18 protein-coding genes are annotated in these 19,528 nt (G+C 39.7%); 8 read left to right on the top strand and 10 right to left on the bottom strand.

The window, feature by feature from the left end; genetic code table 11:
- Nucleotides 1-131: 131 nt before the first annotated feature.
- From gyrA to B4Z47_RS06885, 3 genes are read left to right on the top strand one after another with little or no spacing between them, the layout of a single operon-like run.
- On the top strand, nt 132-2,696 hold the full coding sequence (gyrA, locus tag B4Z47_RS06875; RefSeq protein ID WP_070568875.1) for a DNA gyrase subunit A: 2,565 nt from the start codon (nt 132-134) through the stop codon (nt 2,694-2,696).
- A gap of 8 nt (nt 2,697-2,704) precedes the next feature.
- Nucleotides 2,705-3,805: a tetratricopeptide repeat protein gene (locus B4Z47_RS06880; protein ID WP_070568880.1), complete on the top strand. Its 1,101-nt coding sequence runs from the start codon at nt 2,705-2,707 to the stop codon at nt 3,803-3,805.
- 2 nt (nt 3,806-3,807) lie between these two features.
- Nucleotides 3,808-4,980: a tetratricopeptide repeat protein gene (locus B4Z47_RS06885; protein ID WP_070568882.1), complete on the top strand. Its 1,173-nt coding sequence runs from the start codon at nt 3,808-3,810 to the stop codon at nt 4,978-4,980.
- Nucleotides 4,981-5,046: 66 nt separating this feature from the next.
- On the opposite strand, the gene B4Z47_RS06890 is transcribed toward B4Z47_RS06885, so the two are convergent.
- The gene (locus B4Z47_RS06890) at nt 5,047-5,484 is read right to left on the bottom strand and encodes an FKBP-type peptidyl-prolyl cis-trans isomerase (protein WP_070568885.1); all 438 of its coding nucleotides are present in this window, start codon (nt 5,482-5,484) and stop codon (nt 5,047-5,049) included.
- A gap of 114 nt (nt 5,485-5,598) precedes the next feature.
- Nucleotides 5,599-6,009, bottom strand: coding sequence for an OsmC family protein (locus tag B4Z47_RS06895; RefSeq protein ID WP_070568887.1), 411 nt, complete (start codon nt 6,007-6,009; stop codon nt 5,599-5,601).
- A gap of 173 nt (nt 6,010-6,182) precedes the next feature.
- Here B4Z47_RS06895 and B4Z47_RS06900 point away from each other — a divergent pair, with 173 nt between their 5' ends.
- Together B4Z47_RS06900 and B4Z47_RS06905 are read left to right on the top strand one after the other, a co-directional pair.
- Nucleotides 6,183-6,434: a hypothetical protein gene (locus B4Z47_RS06900; RefSeq protein ID WP_070568890.1), complete on the top strand. Its 252-nt coding sequence runs from the start codon at nt 6,183-6,185 to the stop codon at nt 6,432-6,434.
- Nucleotides 6,435-6,486: 52 nt separating this feature from the next.
- Nucleotides 6,487-7,674, top strand: coding sequence for an MFS transporter (locus B4Z47_RS06905; protein WP_070568893.1), 1,188 nt, complete (start codon nt 6,487-6,489; stop codon nt 7,672-7,674).
- Nucleotides 7,675-7,775: 101 nt separating this feature from the next.
- Here the strand turns inward: B4Z47_RS06905 and fabV are convergent, their stop codons facing one another.
- The gene (gene fabV / locus B4Z47_RS06910; RefSeq protein WP_070568896.1) at nt 7,776-8,978 is read right to left on the bottom strand and encodes an enoyl-ACP reductase FabV; all 1,203 of its coding nucleotides are present in this window, start codon (nt 8,976-8,978) and stop codon (nt 7,776-7,778) included.
- 161 nt (nt 8,979-9,139) lie between these two features.
- Between fabV and B4Z47_RS06915 the strand changes: the two genes are divergently transcribed.
- On the top strand, nt 9,140-10,078 hold the full coding sequence (locus B4Z47_RS06915; protein ID WP_070568899.1) for a multidrug resistance efflux transporter family protein: 939 nt from the start codon (nt 9,140-9,142) through the stop codon (nt 10,076-10,078).
- A gap of 7 nt (nt 10,079-10,085) precedes the next feature.
- Here B4Z47_RS06915 and B4Z47_RS06920 read toward each other — a convergent pair whose 3' ends face one another.
- From B4Z47_RS06920 to B4Z47_RS06930, 3 genes are all read right to left on the bottom strand, one after another.
- Entirely contained in the window at nt 10,086-11,876 is a 1,791-nt protein-coding gene (locus B4Z47_RS06920) for an ABC transporter ATP-binding protein (RefSeq protein ID WP_115048796.1), read from the bottom strand.
- A gap of 240 nt (nt 11,877-12,116) precedes the next feature.
- On the bottom strand, nt 12,117-12,911 hold the full coding sequence (locus B4Z47_RS06925) for a S1/P1 nuclease (protein WP_070568908.1): 795 nt from the start codon (nt 12,909-12,911) through the stop codon (nt 12,117-12,119).
- Nucleotides 12,912-13,033: 122 nt separating this feature from the next.
- The gene (locus tag B4Z47_RS06930; protein ID WP_070568910.1) at nt 13,034-13,495 is read right to left on the bottom strand and encodes a DUF4268 domain-containing protein; all 462 of its coding nucleotides are present in this window, start codon (nt 13,493-13,495) and stop codon (nt 13,034-13,036) included.
- A 103-nt stretch (nt 13,496-13,598) separates the two neighbouring features.
- Here B4Z47_RS06930 and B4Z47_RS06935 point away from each other — a divergent pair, with 103 nt between their 5' ends.
- Entirely contained in the window at nt 13,599-14,129 is a 531-nt protein-coding gene (locus B4Z47_RS06935) for a lipocalin family protein (RefSeq protein ID WP_070569098.1), read from the top strand.
- 21 nt (nt 14,130-14,150) lie between these two features.
- Here the strand turns inward: B4Z47_RS06935 and B4Z47_RS06940 are convergent, their stop codons facing one another.
- Nucleotides 14,151-14,456, bottom strand: a complete 306-nt coding sequence (locus B4Z47_RS06940) for a hypothetical protein (protein WP_046673578.1) — start codon at nt 14,454-14,456, stop codon at nt 14,151-14,153.
- Nucleotides 14,457-14,608: 152 nt separating this feature from the next.
- Complete coding sequence (locus B4Z47_RS06945) at nt 14,609-15,913, bottom strand: ammonium transporter (RefSeq protein ID WP_286727070.1); 1,305 nt, start codon at nt 15,911-15,913, stop codon at nt 14,609-14,611.
- A 291-nt stretch (nt 15,914-16,204) separates the two neighbouring features.
- On the opposite strand from B4Z47_RS06945, the gene B4Z47_RS06950 reads away from it, so the two are divergent.
- A complete protein-coding gene (locus B4Z47_RS06950; protein ID WP_070568916.1) occupies nt 16,205-17,257 on the top strand; it encodes an outer membrane beta-barrel protein in 1,053 nt (350 codons plus the stop codon).
- Between the two features lie 160 nt (nt 17,258-17,417).
- Here the strand turns inward: B4Z47_RS06950 and B4Z47_RS06955 are convergent, their stop codons facing one another.
- Together B4Z47_RS06955 and B4Z47_RS06960 are read right to left on the bottom strand one after the other, a co-directional pair.
- Nucleotides 17,418-18,797 (bottom strand): OmpA family protein, encoded by a 1,380-nt coding sequence (locus B4Z47_RS06955; protein WP_070568918.1) that lies wholly within the window; start codon nt 18,795-18,797, stop codon nt 17,418-17,420.
- A gap of 70 nt (nt 18,798-18,867) precedes the next feature.
- Nucleotides 18,868-19,281: an NUDIX hydrolase gene (locus tag B4Z47_RS06960; RefSeq protein ID WP_053003618.1), complete on the bottom strand. Its 414-nt coding sequence runs from the start codon at nt 19,279-19,281 to the stop codon at nt 18,868-18,870.
- Nucleotides 19,282-19,528 lie beyond the last annotated feature (247 nt).

Genomic DNA, 19,528 nt, shown 5'->3' on the forward strand with positions numbered 1-19,528 from the left:
TAAAAGATTGTCTTTTTTGTGTATATTAGGGCTTAAATCATTCGCTTTTGAGGTTAAATTTTTGTAACTTCGCATGCGTGGCAAGCCAGTTTAGAGGGCTTGCATACTAGTTTTATTGAAACCAAATTCATATGGCTGAAGAAACAGAAAACGACAACAATCTTGTTCCGGCAAACGACCGGATTATCCCAATTAACATCGAGGATCAGATGAAGTCTGCCTACATTGACTACTCCATGTCTGTCATTGTATCAAGAGCACTTCCTGATGCGCGTGATGGCATGAAGCCAGTACACAGACGTGTTCTTTATGGCATGCTGGACTTAGGGGTTACCAGTGGCAAGCCTTACAAAAAGTCTGCCCGTATCGTTGGTGACGTATTAGGTAAATATCACCCACATGGTGATTCATCCGTTTATGACACCATGGTTCGTATGGCTCAAGATTGGAGTTTACGTTATCCTTTGGTAGATGGTCAAGGTAACTACGGTTCCATCGATGGCGATCCACCTGCGGCGATGCGTTATACGGAGGCAAGATTAAAGAAAATTGCCGAGGAAATGCTATCTGATATCAACAAAGATACGGTTGATTTCCAAAATAACTTTGACGATTCCCTACAAGAACCAACAGTCCTTCCCACCCGTATTCCAAATCTCCTGGTCAACGGAGCTTCGGGGATTGCAGTGGGTATGGCTACAAATATGGCCCCACATAACCTATCCGAGGTTATCGATGGTACAATCGCTTTTATTGATAATCGTGATATCGAGGTTTCGGAATTGATGCAGCACATCAAAGGTCCAGACTTCCCTACAGGTGCATTAATCTACGGCTATGCTGGGGTTCAAGATGCTTGTAATACAGGTCGTGGCCGTATTGTTATGCGTGCAAAAGCTGAAATAGAAGCAACCAAATCGGGTAGAGAGCAGATTATCGTCACCGAAATTCCTTATCAAGTGAACAAGGCGAATATGATCGAGCGTACAGCCGAATTAGTTAACGAAAAGAAATTAGAAGGAATTTCTGCTATTCGTGATGAATCTGACCGTACCGGGATGCGTATTGTGTACGACATCAAGCGCGATGCAAATGCAAATGTTGTTTTAAACAATTTGTTTAAATACACAGCGCTACAAACTTCATTTTCAGTAAACAACATTGCTTTAGTTAAAGGAAGGCCAATGCTATTGAATCTGAAAGACATGATTCATGAGTTTGTAGAGCATAGACATGAGGTAATCGTTAGACGTACACGCTATGAGCTGGCGGAAGCTGAAAAACGTGCTCATATTCTAGAGGGGTATTTAATTGCCTTGGATCATTTGGATGAAGTCATCAAATTGATCCGTAATTCGGATACTCCGGAAGATGCACGCCTTGGATTAATGGAGAAATTTGGCCTATCCGATCTTCAGGCTCGCGCGATCCTTGATATGACCTTACGTCGTCTAACAGGACTGGAACGTGATAAGATTAAAGAGGAATATGCTGAATTGATGAAAACAATTGACTATTTAAAATCGATATTGGAAGACGAGGGACTTCGTATGAAAATTATCAAAGATGAGTTAATTGAGATCAAAGAAAAATATGGTGACGAACGTAGATCCCAGATTGTACACTCTGCTGAAGATATGCGTATGGAAGATTTTATTGATGATGAAGAAATCGTTATCACAATCTCCCACAACAGTTACGTAAAACGCACACCATTATCCGAATACAAACGTCAGGGTCGCGGTGGCCGCGGATCAATTGGCACAAATACACGCGAAGAAGATTTTACCGAACATATCATTACAGCGTCGGCACATAATTATATGCTGCTATTTACAGAGGCAGGTCGCTGTTTCTGGTTGCGTGCATTTGAGATTCCTGAAGGAAGCCGTACTTCTAGAGGTCGAGCACTTCAAAATATAATCAACGTTCCAAAAGAAGAGAAAATAAAGGCCTTCATCCTGGTGAAGAACCTGAAAGACCAAGATTATTTGGAAAACAACTTCATTATTATGTGTACCAAAAAAGGTACGATTAAGAAGACGTCTTTGGAAGCCTATTCTCGTCCAAGAGCAAATGGTATCAATGCCATCAATATCAATGAAGGCGATCAATTAATTGAGGCTTGTTTGACTACTGGAAGCAGCGAAATTGTCATGGCACTGCGTTCTGGTCGTGCAATTCGTTTCAATGAATCTACGGTTCGTCCAATGGGCAGAACGGCAACAGGTGTACGTGGTATCACCTTGGCAGCGGAAAGCGATGAGGTGATTGGCATGATTAGTGTGAATGATTCGGAAACTACCGTGTTGGTCGTTTCTGAAAAAGGATATGGAAAACGTACAGATATCGAGGATTATCGCGTAACGAATCGTGGTGGTAAAGGTGTGAAAACAATCAACGTCACCGATAAGACAGGTGAACTCGTTGCAATTAAAGGCGTTACGGACAACGAGGACTTAATGATCATCAACAAATCTGGTATTGTTATCCGCATTGCTGTAGAAGAGTTAAGAGTAATGGGACGTGCAACACAAGGTGTAAGGCTCATTAATTTGAAAGATAACGACGAGATCGCGTCTATTACGAAAGTCGATCGTGAAGAAGAATCTGAAGAAGAGTCTGAACTGACCGAAGAGTCAACGGAAAATGGTGATTCGACTTCTGAAGAAAACACGGACTCAAACGAAGAATAAATAGTCTAATGAAAAACTTACTGATATCATTGTTAATATCTGCAAGTAGTTTAACTGTTGTTGCCCAATCCAATTTAAAGGAGGGCAGCAACAGTTTTGCTTTATATACCAAAACTGGCGAATTTAAAAATCTTGAAAATGCGCGAAAGTTTGCAGACGCCGCCTTCCAATCAAAGAAAGATTCGGCTTCTGTCAATAATAACCTTTTAAGGGCATTGGTATATAGCTCCTTGGCAGTTGCAGATTCAACAAGGAAGCAGCCCTATAAAATGGATCCTATCGACGTATCCATCAAATCACTTAAGCTTCTGGATCAAAAAAAAGCACGTCGAAACTTTCCTGCGGAAATGGACTACATTCGTCAAAATCTTGCTGGAGCCATATCCTATCAGGGAGCGTTGGCTTTAAAAGATGGCAAATTTGACAAAGCTTATAAAGCTTACCTTCGAATAGATTCACTTGGTTTCAAAAATAATGATCTCAAATATAATCTGGCGGTACTCTCCGGCAAGAATAAAGATTATATGAATTCAATCAAATATTATGATGAACTCATTAAAAGTGAACATCCAAAGCCTAATTACTTTCTTGAATTAGCGCAGATTTATTCGCTCGGAGGTACTAAACAGGATGTCTTGAACGTTCTTGAAAAAGGACATGCTATATTTCCTGAAAATAAACAGATACTTTTTAGATTAATTGATGTGTATTCGGCCAATAATTCTTATGACGCTATCTTAAATGTCATTGCTGATGCTATCCGTCTAGAACCTGAAAATGTCGAACTGAACTATATTGCAGGCTATTCTTACGAAAATGCCAATGATATAAAACGGGCGAAAGAATATTATAATAATGTATTGCGATTGGATCCGAATAATTATGAATCTAATCTTGCATTAGGGTTAATCAATCTGGAGACTTTATTAAAGGAACCTTCCAATCAGGATATACAAGAGTTGACCATCGAGTATCTGTTGAAGGCAAATGAGATTAAGCCTTATGATGTCAATGCGCTTAAAGCTTTGGCTAAATATTATAAGCTTATTGATGACGCATCTCAATTAGACAGAGTGAATTTATTATTGAATCAATTAACAGTTAAATAGATATGAATTTAAAATCTCTATTATTATTAGCAGCAATAGGTACTGTATCTACCTCAGTTTCTTTTGCGCAGACGGGCAATGTTAAAAAGGCAAAATCTGCCCTAGCGAAATTCCAAGAATTGAAAGACGCTGGTACGGTTCAATTGGGTATTCCTAATTTGAAATCGGCGAAAGAAGCTATTGACGCAGCTGTTGTCAATGACAAAACAAAAGATAATGCGGAAGCGTGGACGGTATATGCATTGGTAAATGCAAACCTATCAACAATAGATAAGTCATCTGAATTAGCGAAATTGGCTGAGGACGGAATTGCGAAAGCAAAACAGCTGGATACAGACGGTGCGAATAAAGCGAATATTACTGTTGCAGAACAAATTCTGGGACAATATAATTTCAATTTGGGAGCAGAAGCATATCAAGCACAAAAATATGCTGAATCGTACAGCTCTTTTACAAAAGCGTTGACCTATCTTCCTGGAGATACATTAGTTACTTATTACAGCGGTGTTGCAGCGCTATCAAATAAGGATTATAAGAATGCTGTGGAACGTTATAAAGAACTAATTCCAAGAAAAGATTTCTCTTCGCATAAAACGATTATGGTCGATCTACCGAAATTGTACCTCTCTATGCAAGATACAACTTCAGCACTTGAATATGCAAAAAAAGCGGCTGAAGCTTATCCAGATGACAATGCGGCGATGACTCAAAACATCGAATTGAATCTGATTACAGGCCACGAAAAAGAAACAATTGATGCTATCACTGCACAATTAGCAAAAGATCCAAACAATAAAAGCTTAAATTATTACCTAGGCATAGCCCAATCTTCAGCGAAAAACGAAGACGCAGCAGTTGCAGCATACAAAAAAGCATTGGAGATTGATCCTAACTTTTTTGAGGCAAATACAAATTTAGCAATCACGTTAATGAACAAAACACGTGAAAGATTAAATGTTGTTAATAATAACAGAAAATTGACGCAAGCGCAATATGATGCAGAATTAAATAAGATTAAAGCAGAATTAAAGCCAGTGCTTCCTTACTTAGAGAAAGCAGTTTCTTTGCAACCAAAAAATGTAGATGCTTTAACGAATTTAAAGAACTACTATATTTTTATGCAAGACGAAGCTAAAACGGCCGAAATCAATGCTAAGATCAAAGAAGTAGAGTAAAAAATAAACTTCCATAAAAAAGCCCGCATCTGATGACGCGGGCTTTTTTATGGAAGTTTTTTAGGGTTAAGCTAAAATCGCAATTAACTCAATCTGAAATATCAACGTACATTCTCCTCCTTTTCGAGGTAACAACTCTTCCTTTCCATAAGCCAGTTTTGGTGGAAGGCACACCTCCCAGATTGATCCAACCGGCATCATTGAAATCGCTTCTTGCCAACCCACGATGAGTTCATTAATATAAAACGTTTCGGGGCGCTTCCGCTTATACGAACTATCGAATACAGTTCCGTCTAGAAGCTCGCCTTTATAATGGCAGATAACTTTAGCCGACTTCTTGGGAATTTGCCCCGCCCCCTTTGTTAATACCTTATAATGCAAACCCGATGCGCATACGACTACTCCTTCTTGCTGGGCATACTTTTCCAAAAATACCTTTCCAGCTTCCAGATTCTTTTCCGCAAGCGCTGCTGAACTTAACTTATTTTTCTTTCTCTGAACCAAAACTCAATGGATTAAAATTCAATATTGCTAATTATTTATGTTAGCCTCAAAAATAACAGCTTTTTCTCCTTTTAACGAAAAAAGACCAAGTTTTTGTTCGATAGAACGCCTTTATCAAAGTAACTTTGCATCTAAGGTTTTCTCGAAACTGAATGCCTTACTCACCGGACAGTTTTCCTTCGCTTTATGCGCTATTGTTTGAAACTCAGTTTCGCTTATCGTTGGCACCTTTCCTTGCAGTTCAAGTTCAGATCGCACAATTGAACCATTCTCGAACACGATTGTCGACACGGTGATTAATTCTTCCGGGACAAAACCGGCTTCAGAAAGAAAAGCGCTCAATTGCATGGTGAAGCATCCTGCATGTGCTGCTGCCAATAATTCTTCGGGGTTTGTTCCCACACCATTTTCAAACCGTGTCGAAAATGAGTATTGCGTATGATCCAACGCTGTACTGTCTGTAGTCAGGCTACCTTTTCCTTCTTTCAGATTGCCATTCCATTGGGCTGTTGCTTTTCTTCTCATGTTTTCTATGCTAATTATTTAATTTTTCTAACGTTAATTTCTCCTGTCGCGATTCTAGCCTTTCAGGTATCTTTTATAGAACAAACAGCCGATCAAAAAGTTGTACACTATTGAATAATTGATGTCGCATTTTGAACAGCGCTTACGTTAACAATTGTATTAAAACTAAACTCATGAATAAATTATTGTACTTTTTCATCCTTGTTATCACCTCCAATTCATGTAAAACTCGTCAAGTCAAAGAACAGGCTTTGATACAGGACTGTCCTGAAGAGAAGATTGTCAATAAAATACCTGGTCCCCCAGTAAAGGGTGAATCTGAAAAAGTTTACTATATCTATCAAGGCAAAAGAATTTCACCAAAACAATTTGACCAAGAATGGCTCGAGAAAAATTGTGATATTAAAGAGACAGTTGTTTATTGATTTTATTTCTTAAAACAAGCATAAAGACGTAATTTCGCCTAAAATTTTTATAATGACAGTTTCTCTTCGGGAGGTCAATCAAAAGATTTTAGGCTACGTCTCTTTAACTTTCCTTGGTTACCTCACAATCGGCCTATCGCTTGCTACCCTCCCCATCTTTATTCATCAAACTTTAGGATTTAATACAATTATTGCGGGACTGGTTATTAGCGTTCAATATATCGCTACTTTCCTACTACGCGGTTATGCAGGAAAAATTGTGGACACCAAGGGCCCCAAGATTTCCGTTCTGCGCAGCATGTTATTTTTTGCATTATCGGGACTCCTTTTACTGCTTGTTTTTTTATTCCGGTCTCAGCCTCTGCTCAGTTTGGGTCTCCTACTTATTACCCGCTTGTTTACTGGAATTGGAGAGGGTCTAGTGGGTGCGAGCCCTATAAATTGGGCATTAATGGAGCTCGGCGACGAACATGCCGCAAAAGCGATCTCTTTCAACGGAATAGCCAGCTATGGTGCATTGGCTATTGGTGCGCCCTTGGGTGTGTTGCTGGTGGATCATATCAATTATGAAGCTTTGGCTCTATTGACCAGTGCTATTGGTCTGCTCGGCTATTTTTATTGCCGCGCAAAAACACCCTATCAAGTGGCAGGTAAAAAGGCTGAAAAAGTGAGTTTTAGACGCGTATTGCTTTTAGTAGCTCCCTTTGGAATTTGTCTTGCTTTAGGTGGTCTGGGGTTTGGCAGTATCTCCACTTTTATGACGCTTTACTATGAACATTTCAATTGGGAAAATGGGGCAGCATGCTTAACTTTATTTGGCGTATTTTTCATTTTAACACGACTAATTTTCAATAAGGTCATTGACCAATATGGTGGGCTCAAGGTTGCCTTAGTTAGTCTTTTTGTTGAAACAGTAGGCCTCACGGTTATCGCCGTGGCAATTGATCCCTTATGGCCCCTATTGGGCGCTGCGTTAACGGGTTTTGGCTTCTCACTGGTATTTCCTGCGCTTGGTGTCGAAGCCATTAAACGGGTAGACCAAAGTCAACAAGGCTCTGCTCTGGCTGCTTATGGGCTATTTATTGATATTTCACTTGGCATCACAGGTCCATTAATTGGCTTTGTGGCCAATAATAGGGGGATGACAGCGATATACCCATTTAGTACCATGATGGTCTGCATTGGTTTTGCCGTTGTTGGAAACCTACTCTATCAAAAAAAGCGGGAGCTGACACCATAGTCTCCACTAAACATCCATACATCGTATCAAAGATATACCTACAAAAAGAGCGGTGAATGTTTAAACATTCACCGCTCTTTTTGTAGGTATATTCGTTAAATTTAACCCTCAATACTAGGTACGCCAACAACTTCATTGGTATCAGCATTGTAATCGATACCCTCAAAATTGAAACCGAACAAATTGAAAAACTCGTTACGATAACCTTCAATATCTGAAATTTCCGCTAAATTTTCAGTTGTTGCTTTCTCCCACAATGCTGCAACTTCAGCCTGAACATCTTCACGCATTTCTAAGTCATCCACACGGATACGACCTTTTTCATCAAGCAATACTTTGCCGTCAGCAGTATAAAGTCGCTCGGCAAACAAACGTTGCATTTGTTCAATTGTACCCTCGTGAATTCCTTTTTCTTTCATGACTTTGTACAATAAAGAAATGTATAAAGGAACAACAGGAATAGCTGAGCTTGATTGCGTAACCAAAGCTTTATTCACCGATACATAAGATACACCATTAATATCGCTCAAAATCGCGTTTATGGCAGGCACTGTTCCTTCTAAATCATCCTTCGCACGACCAATCGTACCATTACGGTAAATTGGATAAGTAAGTTCAGGACCTATGTAAGAATAGGCAACTGTTTTCGCTCCATCAGCTAACACACCAGCAGCTTTAAGATCTTCGATCCAAAACTTCCAGTCTTCTCCACCCATAACAGCTACAGTATTCGCAATATCTTCTTCATTTTCAACAGGCTGAATGGTAATATCTGAAATTACACCCGTATGGAAATCTACCGTTTTGTTGGTAAATGGTTCTTGTATCGGTTTCAAAACAGAAGCATGTGCTACCCCCGTTTTTGGATGCGTACGGCGTGGTGATGCCAAACTGTAAACCACTAAATCAACCTGTCCCAGATCCTTTTTAATAAGTTCAATAGTTTGTTTTTTCACTTCGTCCGAAAAAGCGTCACCATTGATACTTTTGGCATATAATCCCGCCTCATGGGCTTCTTTCTCAAAAGCTGCGGAATTGTACCATCCGGCAGTCCCGGGCTTGCCTTCTGCCGCAGGTTTTTCAAAAAATACACCGATTGTAGCAGCTCCAGAACCAAATGCTGCAGAAATCCGAGATGCAACACCAAATCCAGTAGAAGCACCGATTACCAATACTTTCTTTGGACCATTCGCGATCTCACCTTTGGATTTCACGTATTCAATTTGATTTTTAATGTTTTGCGCAGCCCCTTGTGGATGCGAGGTTAAACAAATAAAACCTCTAGTTCTTGGTTGTATAATCATCTTGATTAATTTTCTTACTACTTGTTTTATTGATTAGGCAAAATAAGGAATTTTAAATGAGAAAATCGCGATAAAAATCAATTAGTTTTTGTTTCATTTTCATTTAAACGGACATTTGCTTACTTTCACAAAGTTAAGTATACATCGCATTCCACTTATTTATGCCAATCCAATTTACAATAAAAAAGAATAAAAAAAATGCACTTTTTTTAGGAACGCTAGCCGCCTTATTTTTTGCCAGTACCTTCGTTCTAAACCGCATTATGGCCGTGTCCGGTGGAAGCTGGCAATGGACAGCCTCCTTACGGTTTATTTGGATGCTCCCAGTCTTACTTATCATTGTTGCCATAAGAGGAAACCTCATCGATTTACTTAAAGAAATCAGATCCAACCTTTGGCAATGGCTTCTTTGGAGTACCATCGGATTCGGACTGTTCTATGCGGCGCTTACCTATGGCGCAAATTATGGCCCATCTTGGCTCGTAGCCAGCACTTTCGAATTCACCATTATAGCCGGCATGTTTATTGGTCCGTTGCTCGAAACGAAAGGTCAGCGAAAAAGCATATCAAAAGCTTCACTCCTCTTCTCCATTCTAATTTTTTTAGGTATTCTTTTGATGCAAATTTCAGAAGCCCAGTCAACCTTCTTAAACAGCATGTTATTGGGAACCATCCCTGTATTGATCGGTGCCATTGCCTATCCCTTAGGTAACCGTAAAATGATGAAAATATCAAATAATAGGTTAGATGCTTTTCAACGCACGCTCGGGATGACGCTCTGTAGTATGCCATTTTGGATTATCCTGAGTCTATTTGGCTATTCTGATCATGGTTTACCAACTGATAGCCAGCTCTTCCAAACCTTTTTAGTGGCCATTTGTTCGGGGGTGATTGCAACACTTTTATTTTTCTCAGCTACTGATTTCGTTTATCACGATCATAAAGCCTTAGCAGCTGTAGAGGCAACACAGGCCATGGAAGTTATTTTTACGCTGCTAGGCGAAATTCTCTTCTTGCAGGCGGCACTTCCAAATGTATATTCCTGTATGGGTATTGTATTGGTGGTCATTGGCATGATACTCCATAGTCGCACAAGTTAATAATCCCCTATCTTTTATCTGCTTGTAATGTTCTGCTTATTTTACTCAGGTTTAAGCTGTTGGCCATTGCCGAGAAAATATCATAATAGGTTCCTTTATGTGCGTAAAGATCTTCATGTTGTCCTTTCTCCACCACCATCCCCTTTTCCATGACCACAATAGCATTGGAATCGATGATCTGGGAGATACTGTGAGAAACGATAATCACTGTACGGTCTTTCTTTATGGCATCCAAACTATTTTTAATCTGTTCGGTCGCAATGGCGTCCAAATTAGCCGTAGGCTCGTCGAGAAAAATAATCGGTGGATTTTTTAAAAACAAACGAGCTATAGCGATCCGCTGCTGCTGCCCCCCTGACAGCGATTGCGCATCTGAATCGTAACCTTTGGGCAAATCCATAATCTGCTCATGGATATAGGCCTTTTTGGCCGCTTCAATGATCTCTCCCCTGGAACTTCCCATTTTACCATATTCAATATTTTCAAAGATAGTTCCTTTAAAAATATGATTCCGTTGCAATACCATACCGATATGTCGACGGAGAAACGCTGTATCGTATTTTGCCAAGTCTACCCCATCCAAAAAAATTTGCCCACTGGTGGGTTCATAAAATTTATCCAATAAGTTGATAATCGTACTTTTACCGGCTCCACTCAGCCCCACTAATGCCGTAATTTCATTTGGCTTGATCTCAAAATTTACATCCTTTAAAGCAACCGTCCCATTCGGATATTCAAAAAATACATTCCGTAATGCCAAATGTCCTTTTATCTGTGCCGGCTTATAATCTCCCTTTGATTCTATATACTCGTCAGATTCCAAAATTTCAAAGAAAGATTCCGAATAGACCAGGGCATCGTTTACCTCATCATAAATCCGGTGCAGCTGACGAATCGGCGCCGAAACGTTATTAAATAACATAATATGAAACATAATCGCACCAATGGTAATTTGGCCGGAGAGAACAAGATAGGCCGTTAAAACAATAATTATCACAACGGCAATCTGTTCTACGAAATTTTTAATGCTATCGTAAAAAAAACTTGTTTTTCGAGTTTCCATTTGATTCTCAGTCATTTCATATTGAATCTTTTCATGACGTTTCGCTTCTTCTGGCTCTCGAACGAAAGATTTAATTACCAAAATTGAATCGATCAAACTAATGATCCTATTATTTTTCGACTCCCGGTATTTGCGCATCTGCCTCCTAAAGCCCGTCAATCTGGAGGCTTGGGTCTGACTAATATAAAGATACAAGGGAATAACAGCCAATCCCACTAGACCTACGTATACATTAGCGTAGAACATACAGATTAATGCAATGATTGCATTGGCAAACAAAGGCAGAATATCAATAAAGAAATTTTGGACCAGACGTGTCAACGAACTGATCCCGGCATCTATCCGGGTAGCCAATTTTCCACTTTCATTGTCGCTTGAGGTATAGAAGGCTAACTTATAGGTTAAAATGCGGTTTACAATGGATTGAGAAAAGTCACGTGCGATATAAATGCGAAGTTTCTCCCCGTAAAATTTCTGACCAAATTGCACAAAAGCGTAGACTATTTCTTTAATTAGTAAAATAATACTAATTATACCAACAAGATACATGCCTTTCGATAAAGGCTCCTTGGCGACCATCAGCTCATTAATTTCATCTACGGTATAACGTAAAATAAAAGCGTTTATTTGCGCCGCGAAAGACCCCACTACCGTTAATAGCAACGTATAAATAATCAACTGACGATAAGGTTTGGCAAAGGGAACAATTTTCTTAAATAATTGTGGGATAGTCATTGAAATCGATTTAATACACAGGAAACAATTAATCTACGGACATTGTTTAACTGAAAGCATACAATCAATTTGATCGCAACGTCGGGCTGACCTAAATTAGGAAGATATCCAAACCGTGAGGCCAGCTTCTTTGATAATCGAATAAATTAAACGGTACTGTCAGGAATATGTCTGGCATGACACAAACAGGGCTATCCAAAATGGATAGCCCTGTTTGTGTGAAGTGATAGCCCCGCTACATTAACCAAAAATCCGATTTAACACTTTGGCAAGGCGTAAACCACCTTTGAGCATACATTGCTCCATAATATCCTTGTTTTGATAGACATAAGTGTACGATAAATTGGCGTTATTAGCTACGTCAGCATAAATCTTTTCAGCTAATTGATTTGATTCATACAACCAATTCGAGAGTTCTCCAGCCGCTAACTGCGCATTCTCTTTTTTATTGTTCACATCTAAAACAGTTGCAAACTCGGTGTAACTATACTTCTCATTATCAACCAAATCGCTATCCCATACACGATGAATATTCGATTTTTTTCCAAACCAGCTTACTTCAATCTTATTGCCTCCTTGATCCTCAGCACGGCTAACGTGCATGGGTTGATGCGCATCGCCCAAAATATGGATCAAGAAATAGAGGTTTTGCTTTTGCTGATCCATTGGAAGAGTTTTATCTGCAAACGACTTCTCAATACGTAGCGCTGTCTTATAAAGATTCTCGTCGGCTGAACTTTCCAAACCCAATTGAAAATCAGCCCAGGGTAAATTCGAGTTTAAATTGATAAAATGGGAATTTCCCAGTTTTTTAAATTCAGGATTGGGATCTGATTTAATAAAATCGCCCCAGTTGGCCCAATAAGCCAGTTTCTGTTTTCCAATAATTTTCCCTATATTTTTTTTGGCTTTTTTTGTCAAATGGCGTTCCGCAATTTCGGCCACGACACGATGTCCCGTTGTACCCCACGCAAATACCGAAGAAAGCTGAAAACACATTGCCATTGCCAGCAAACCCTTAATCATTTTTTTCATTAGATTGTTGTTTTAAATGATGACGAAGTTCTTACCTGTAAAAAACGCTGTTCTCTCCACAAACTGGAGTTGAAAAGCGGAATCAAACCTGTAATAACTCATCTTACTATACTAAATGTTAATTATTTGAAAATATCGAAGGTATACTTTGCTGAGGACCAAAACTCATCCAGCGCAATTATTCGAGGCTTAAAAAAAGAAATGAGCTCAGCCCAGTCTGTCTCTTTAAAAACGCTGTAACCTGTTAAGCTTGTGTAGATCCGACAAATCGGTTTCCCATATTCGTCCGTTCCGTCCATGTCCCAAATCCACTCCTCTTCAAGAAGATCCTGCAACAACGCTTTAAACTGAAAAAATTGTTCTGCCATCAATGCCCTCAGTCCAGCATCAGGTTGTGACCACTGTATCGCAACAGTTGCCACTTTGTTATCCGCATCCATTTTGAAGTATAAATGCTTAATGCCTGTCTTGTAGTTGATCCAATTTACCTTATCCCCATCTGCAGAAGTATGTAAAGCCATAAATTGGCCAAACTTCGTCCAGAATAACTGTTTTAATTGTTTTATCTCTTCCCTTGAATACACCGATACAAATTTTAGTCAACAAAATTAGCAAAATAGCGCGGTATGTCTAAACCTTATTGGTATCAAAATTGTTGTTTTAACAATATATATTCAAAAGATGAACATGGATAAGAAAAAATCACTGTTACTGTTAGCTGGCGTCGCACTTAGCGCTGTGGCCTATAATGCCTTTAAGCCCGTCATCTCGCGACCTGACGTCGTCGATCCTTTTGACTTGGATAAATACCTTGGAAAATGGTATGAAATAGCTAGACTCGACTTTTATTGGGAAAAAGGCTTAAGTCAAGTTTCGGCAGAATACAGCAAAAATAAAAATGGTACAATACGTGTCAATAACCAAGGGTACTCCGAAGACAAAGAACGCTGGAAACAGTCTATCGGAAAAGCTAAATTTGTCAACAGCCCCAATGAAGGTGCACTTAAAGTGTCGTTCTTTGGACCGTTTTACAGTGGCTATAATATCGTAAAAATAACGTCGGATTATAAATATGCACTTATTTTTGGAGACAACCTCGACTATATGTGGATTTTGGGCCGTGAGAGGGAAATTCCAGATAAAATAAGAAATGAATTTTTAACCTATGCCCTCCAATGTGGATATAAAACAGGCGATCTGGTGTGGACCAAGCACTAATCCTGTATAATAGATCAAACCTTAGTTAAAGATAGGGGCCAATAGCTGATAGTTTAACGTCTTGTCCTGCGAGAGCACATCGGCTATTTCTTCAATGTCCTCAGGAGTAATTGCATTTCTGATACCTGCATTGTAAAGGTTCGTAAGGAAAAATGCAGCTTCACGTTTTTCGTTAAGCGGCAAAATTGAACTCCCGACATAGAAATTTAATACAGATACAGCATATTCGCCAAACAGGTTAAAACCGAAATCACCATTTTTCTGGAGGCAATAACGCATCATTTTTTCAAAATCAGAACGCAAAGTATCTTTAATCTCAGTAGTCATTGAACATCTTTTTAGAGGCATAGTTGCCGAAAATAGTGTATAACAACATACACTCTTCTCCTGGCAGGACAAAAATGCAAAAAATATCCCAAACAATGTACCGCGAAGCAGTAGATTGTTTGGGATAAATGGAGCGTTATGCCACGAATGGTTTACAATGCTTCTGCATGTTGAGAAACATCCAAGCCAAGCTCTTCATCTGTTTCTTCGACGCGCAATGGAGCGATAAGATCGGTGATCTTCAATAGTACCAATGAACCCACGAAGGCAAAAAATGACACCGCAAATAACGCGACCATATGGACAAAAAACAATTTCGTCTCGCCAAAAAATAGGCCATTGTCCACAACAAGTGGATTAACATTATGGTGAGCAAACACACCGGTAAGTACCATACCAACCATACCGCCTACCCCGTGACAAGGGAACACATCCAACGTATCGTCTATACTTGTTTTGCTTCTCAAATATACAACCAGATTACTAACCAAAGCACCAACCAAACCAATGATCATCGCATGTGGAATACTGACAAAACCAGCTGCTGGAGTAATTGCAACCAAACCAACAACAGCACCGATACATGCCCCCATTGCTGAAGGTTTTTTTCCACGTATGATATCAACAAATATCCATGCCATCGCGGCCATAGCCGATGCTGTAGTTGTGGTCGCAAAAGCATATGCTGCCAACGAATTTGCTCCACCGGCAGAACCGGCATTAAATCCAAACCAGCCAAACCATAAAAGTGCTGTACCCAAGATCACGTAGCTTATACGTGCTGGATTATGACCTTGTGTCTTACGTCCTTTTAAATAAATAGCAGCTGCCAACGCCGCCCAACCAGCCGACATGTGTACAACTGTACCACCGGCAAAATCAAGAACACCAAATTTTGCCAATATACCTTCTGGGTGCCACGTAGCATGTGCCAATGGCATATAAATAAAAATACTGAACAGGATTATGAATAACATAAATGAATTAAAACGGATACGTTCTGCAAAAGCCCCAGTAATTAATGCCGGTGTAATAATCGCAAACTTCAATTGAAACATGGCAAACAAAACCAAAGGTATAGTGGGAAGCGCTCCCCAAGCAACATTCCCTAATGTACCTTTCATCATAAAAAATGTACGCGGATCACCCACAATACCACCGATATCATCGCCGAAAGCTAAACTAAAGCCAACAGTGACCCAAAGGATTGTCATTAAACACATACATATAAAGCTTTGCATCATCGTTGAAATTACATTCTTCTTGCTAACCATACCGCCGTAAAAAAAGGCAAGTCCAGGTGTCATAATCAACACCAATGCAGAAGAAGTCAACAACCAGGCCGTATCTCCCGTATCAAATTCTGTCTTGTTTAAGTCAGACAAGTCAATCGAGGGAAATACAAGTCCTAATACTCCCAAAAGAACTAGAACAATGAGTGGAATAATTTTTTTCATTTGTTTAAACTGATTAGTGTTTTCAATACATTAATAAAATTGTTAAAAAAATACAAGAACAAAACAAAAACCTACTTTCGCTTATAATTTTTTCAAATATAAAGTCTTTTTATTAAAAAAATACCATGTTATTTTATTTTTTATGATTTTTTTTACATAATTTCACAAAAACAAATACAAAAACCACAATAATCACTTTATTTTTAAACCAAAAACCAAACAAAACAAGCAAAACAAAGATAATTTCACCTAAAAACATCAAACAAACCAAACTTAAACCCCAAAAAAAACATGAAAAGACTTCTAACAACCATTATTTTATCGACATTTCTAATAAAAACAGCCACGTGCCAAGAAGAAACAAAAGAAAAAGGAATAGAAATATCCGGATCAGTAGACACCTATTGGAAATATGATTTTCAAAACAAACCCAACATCAACACCTATTTTACGGAAGACAACAATTCTGTGTCTATTGGCATGGTGGATTTGGCTGTAAAAAAGAAGTTTAAAAAAGCATCATTTGTCGGAGAATTATCTTTTGGGCCCAGAGGACAGTATCGATCCATTATGAACGGTGATGGCCAGGCCGGCGATGACAAAAACAGTTTCCACATCCAAAATTTATATGTAGGCTATGATCTAACCGAGAAGCTCAATCTTACTGCAGGATTCATGGGAACATTTGTGGGTTTTGAAGTAATATCGCCCACATACAACTTTCATTATTCAACTTCCTATTTATTTGGCGCCGGCCCATTTCAAGACGCAGGTTTAAAAGCTACCTATAGTTTCTCAGACAAAGTAGCCTTAATGGTCGGACTATTTAACGACTGGAACGTCTATCAAGATATGAACGGAGTTTCCCATGTCGGATCACAACTGGCCTATACCCCCAATGACAAAAGCAGCTTCTATCTCAATTTTCTGACAGGATCGTCCGCTGGCGGTAAAAACAATTACAGTTCCGGGACCTTGGTCGATCTCGTTGCTAATTATGACTTCACCTCAAAATTTTTCCTTGGATTAAATGCTACAAATTATAAAAAGAGAGATGGTGGCGGTTACTCTGGAATAGCACTTTATCCAAGAATTCATTTTTCAGAAAATTTTGGCCTAGGATTACGCGAAGAGTTTTTCCAAACGCATAAAGAGGAAGAAAATGGAATCCCTAGTTCCAATATCCTCGCAACCACCTTAACAGCAGAATACAATTACCATGGATTCAAATTTATTCCCGAAATCAGAATTGACAAAGGAAATACCGAACGATTCATCAAGAACGACTTAAGCCCAACTAAATCTGCTGGACAATTTCTATTGGCCTGTGTATACAGTTTCTAAAGAGCATTCCATTACACCAAAGAAAAGGGCAGGTTACACTGCAATGCCCCCAAAAGCGAGACACTTTCTGGGGGCATTTTTATGAGAAAAAACATAGTTTGGAATTCAAACTTAGTCTTGTCGATCGGATCGTTCAAGGCTATTGTTCAGCAAAAAACACTTACCGTACACTTATCGAAACATGCCGATCCATAATACGATCGGATTCGGGCGCATCTGCCTTATACTTGGCAAACTGTGAACCGTACCCCTCTGCACCGATTACCTGTTTGGAAAGCTGCTCTTTACCCAGGTAATCCTTTACAGCTGTTGCGCGCTCAAGCGATAACTTTTTATTAAAATCCTCATTACCTGTTTTGTCGGTATAACCACCGATCTTAATATTGGCTGCAGGAAAAGCCTTTAATATCGCCGCAAGATTACGCAGTTGCACCTGGCTTTCAGGCAACACCTCGGCTGTACCTGTTTTGGAATTCAGGTTATCGAAATCAAACCAGGTATTTTTCAGGGAATCCTCACCGATCGACTTATAATCGGATTTTAGAAATTGGACCAACTGATCTTCTATCCCGCCTTTAAATGCAGCAAGTTTGACACCATCTGGCAAGATGACCTCCGTCTGCTCGCGCTCCACTAAACTGGAACCTGTTTTCATGGTACTTGAATCCACCATTGCACTGTTCACACTGGTGTCGGTAGCACCGTCTTGCTTACTGCCGCTGCAGCCTTTTCCAAATAAAAACCAGAGTAGAGCCAATATAACCAAAGCGATTAAAATCTTCCACCAACCGCCACCGGACCCGCTTCTGGAACTGTTTTCAGCTATCGCTGCCCGCGACTCTCCTGTTCTCGGCAATGACAAAGGCTCTTTATGTGCTTCCAACTCATTTGCCGGATTAATGGAGCTTGACTTATGACTATCGACCTCCTTGACAACATCAACAGGAACTGCAGGTTCAGTCACCGACTCCACAGGTGGAGAAAAATGCGCCCCATCGAAAAGCTTTCCAAAGGCACCTAAACCTAAACCCGCTGGCACAGCAGCAGCAAAAGCTGTTTTATTTTCCTGCAAAACATGACCGATACGTTCAAAATCCCAATTTTGTCCCTTATTTGTTAAACTGGAGAATATCGCTGACAGAGAAAAATTCATTAATTTCCCAATGGAACTACCATCATAGCCCAAATAACCGGCAACAGTACTCAAAACGGTATCCAGGCCACCACCAAATATTGATCCCAGTAGCCCAGCCGAATTCTCACCTTCCACCGCACGATCCCCTGCAGACTCATCCGCGTTTGTCACACCGCCGAGAAGTCCTTTGAGATCAAAATCCGCGAAATGCTGCTTGGCCTTTTCAAGTATTGCCGAAATTCCACCGGAATCGGAATGTTGGCTTAAACCTAAAAACAAGGCGGGAATTGTTGCATTCAACCCCTGCTTCACCCCCTCTTTATCCTGGTTTAAAACTTGCCCTATCTGAGCGACCGCTTCTTCGTCAAAAAAGTCCTTCGCCCCTTTTAAAAGCTGATTTTCCATAATCTTCGTTTATTTTTAGTTTTTATAAAACTCTAACAAACAAAGGTTTAATTTGTTTACTCAATACGATTTACTGATCAAAATCACCCGAAAGCCATTTCGGAAGAACAAACTCGGATGCCAAATGAGCCCATCGGTAGTTCTGCCAATTAGCTTTACTGATCCACAGCACTTCGTCCAGCTCTTCGTAAGCCTCAAATGCATGACGCTCTGCCAGTTTAATTAAATAGATATAGCCCACGACAACCGTATTAAGCTCATTTACGGCTTGCGTACTGTGGCTTCCGATAAACCGTATTTCCATCCCGCCCACGTCATACTGAAGCTCCTCCTTGAGTTCGCGAATTAAGGTCTCCTCACGGCTTTCTTCCGGAGCTACCTTCCCGCCGGGCAGCTGAAAATAGCTAGAACCTTTTTTACGAACCATCAGCAAATCTCCTTCCGGGGCAAGCATCACCCCCGAGCAAATAACAATTTTGTCCATATCACTTATTTCACACTGATTATTTCAGACCACAAAACTAACTTTTTATCCATCATCAAAGAAATATATCCCCCGCATTCAAGACAGCTCTTTACAACCAAATTTCACACCAAGTGAACGTCCTAACCTCGAAAATCTGTTAGGGTTCACAAAACGAATATTAAAGGTTTAACGGTAATTCTTTTTCTTTCAACTGCAATAAAATTGCAAATAATAAACTAATTATCATATGTGTCCTAAATAAATT

The sequence above is a fragment of the Sphingobacterium sp. UBA2610 genome, assembly GCF_002339225.1.
Classification (GTDB): Bacteria; Bacteroidota; Bacteroidia; order Sphingobacteriales; family Sphingobacteriaceae; genus Sphingobacterium; species Sphingobacterium multivorum.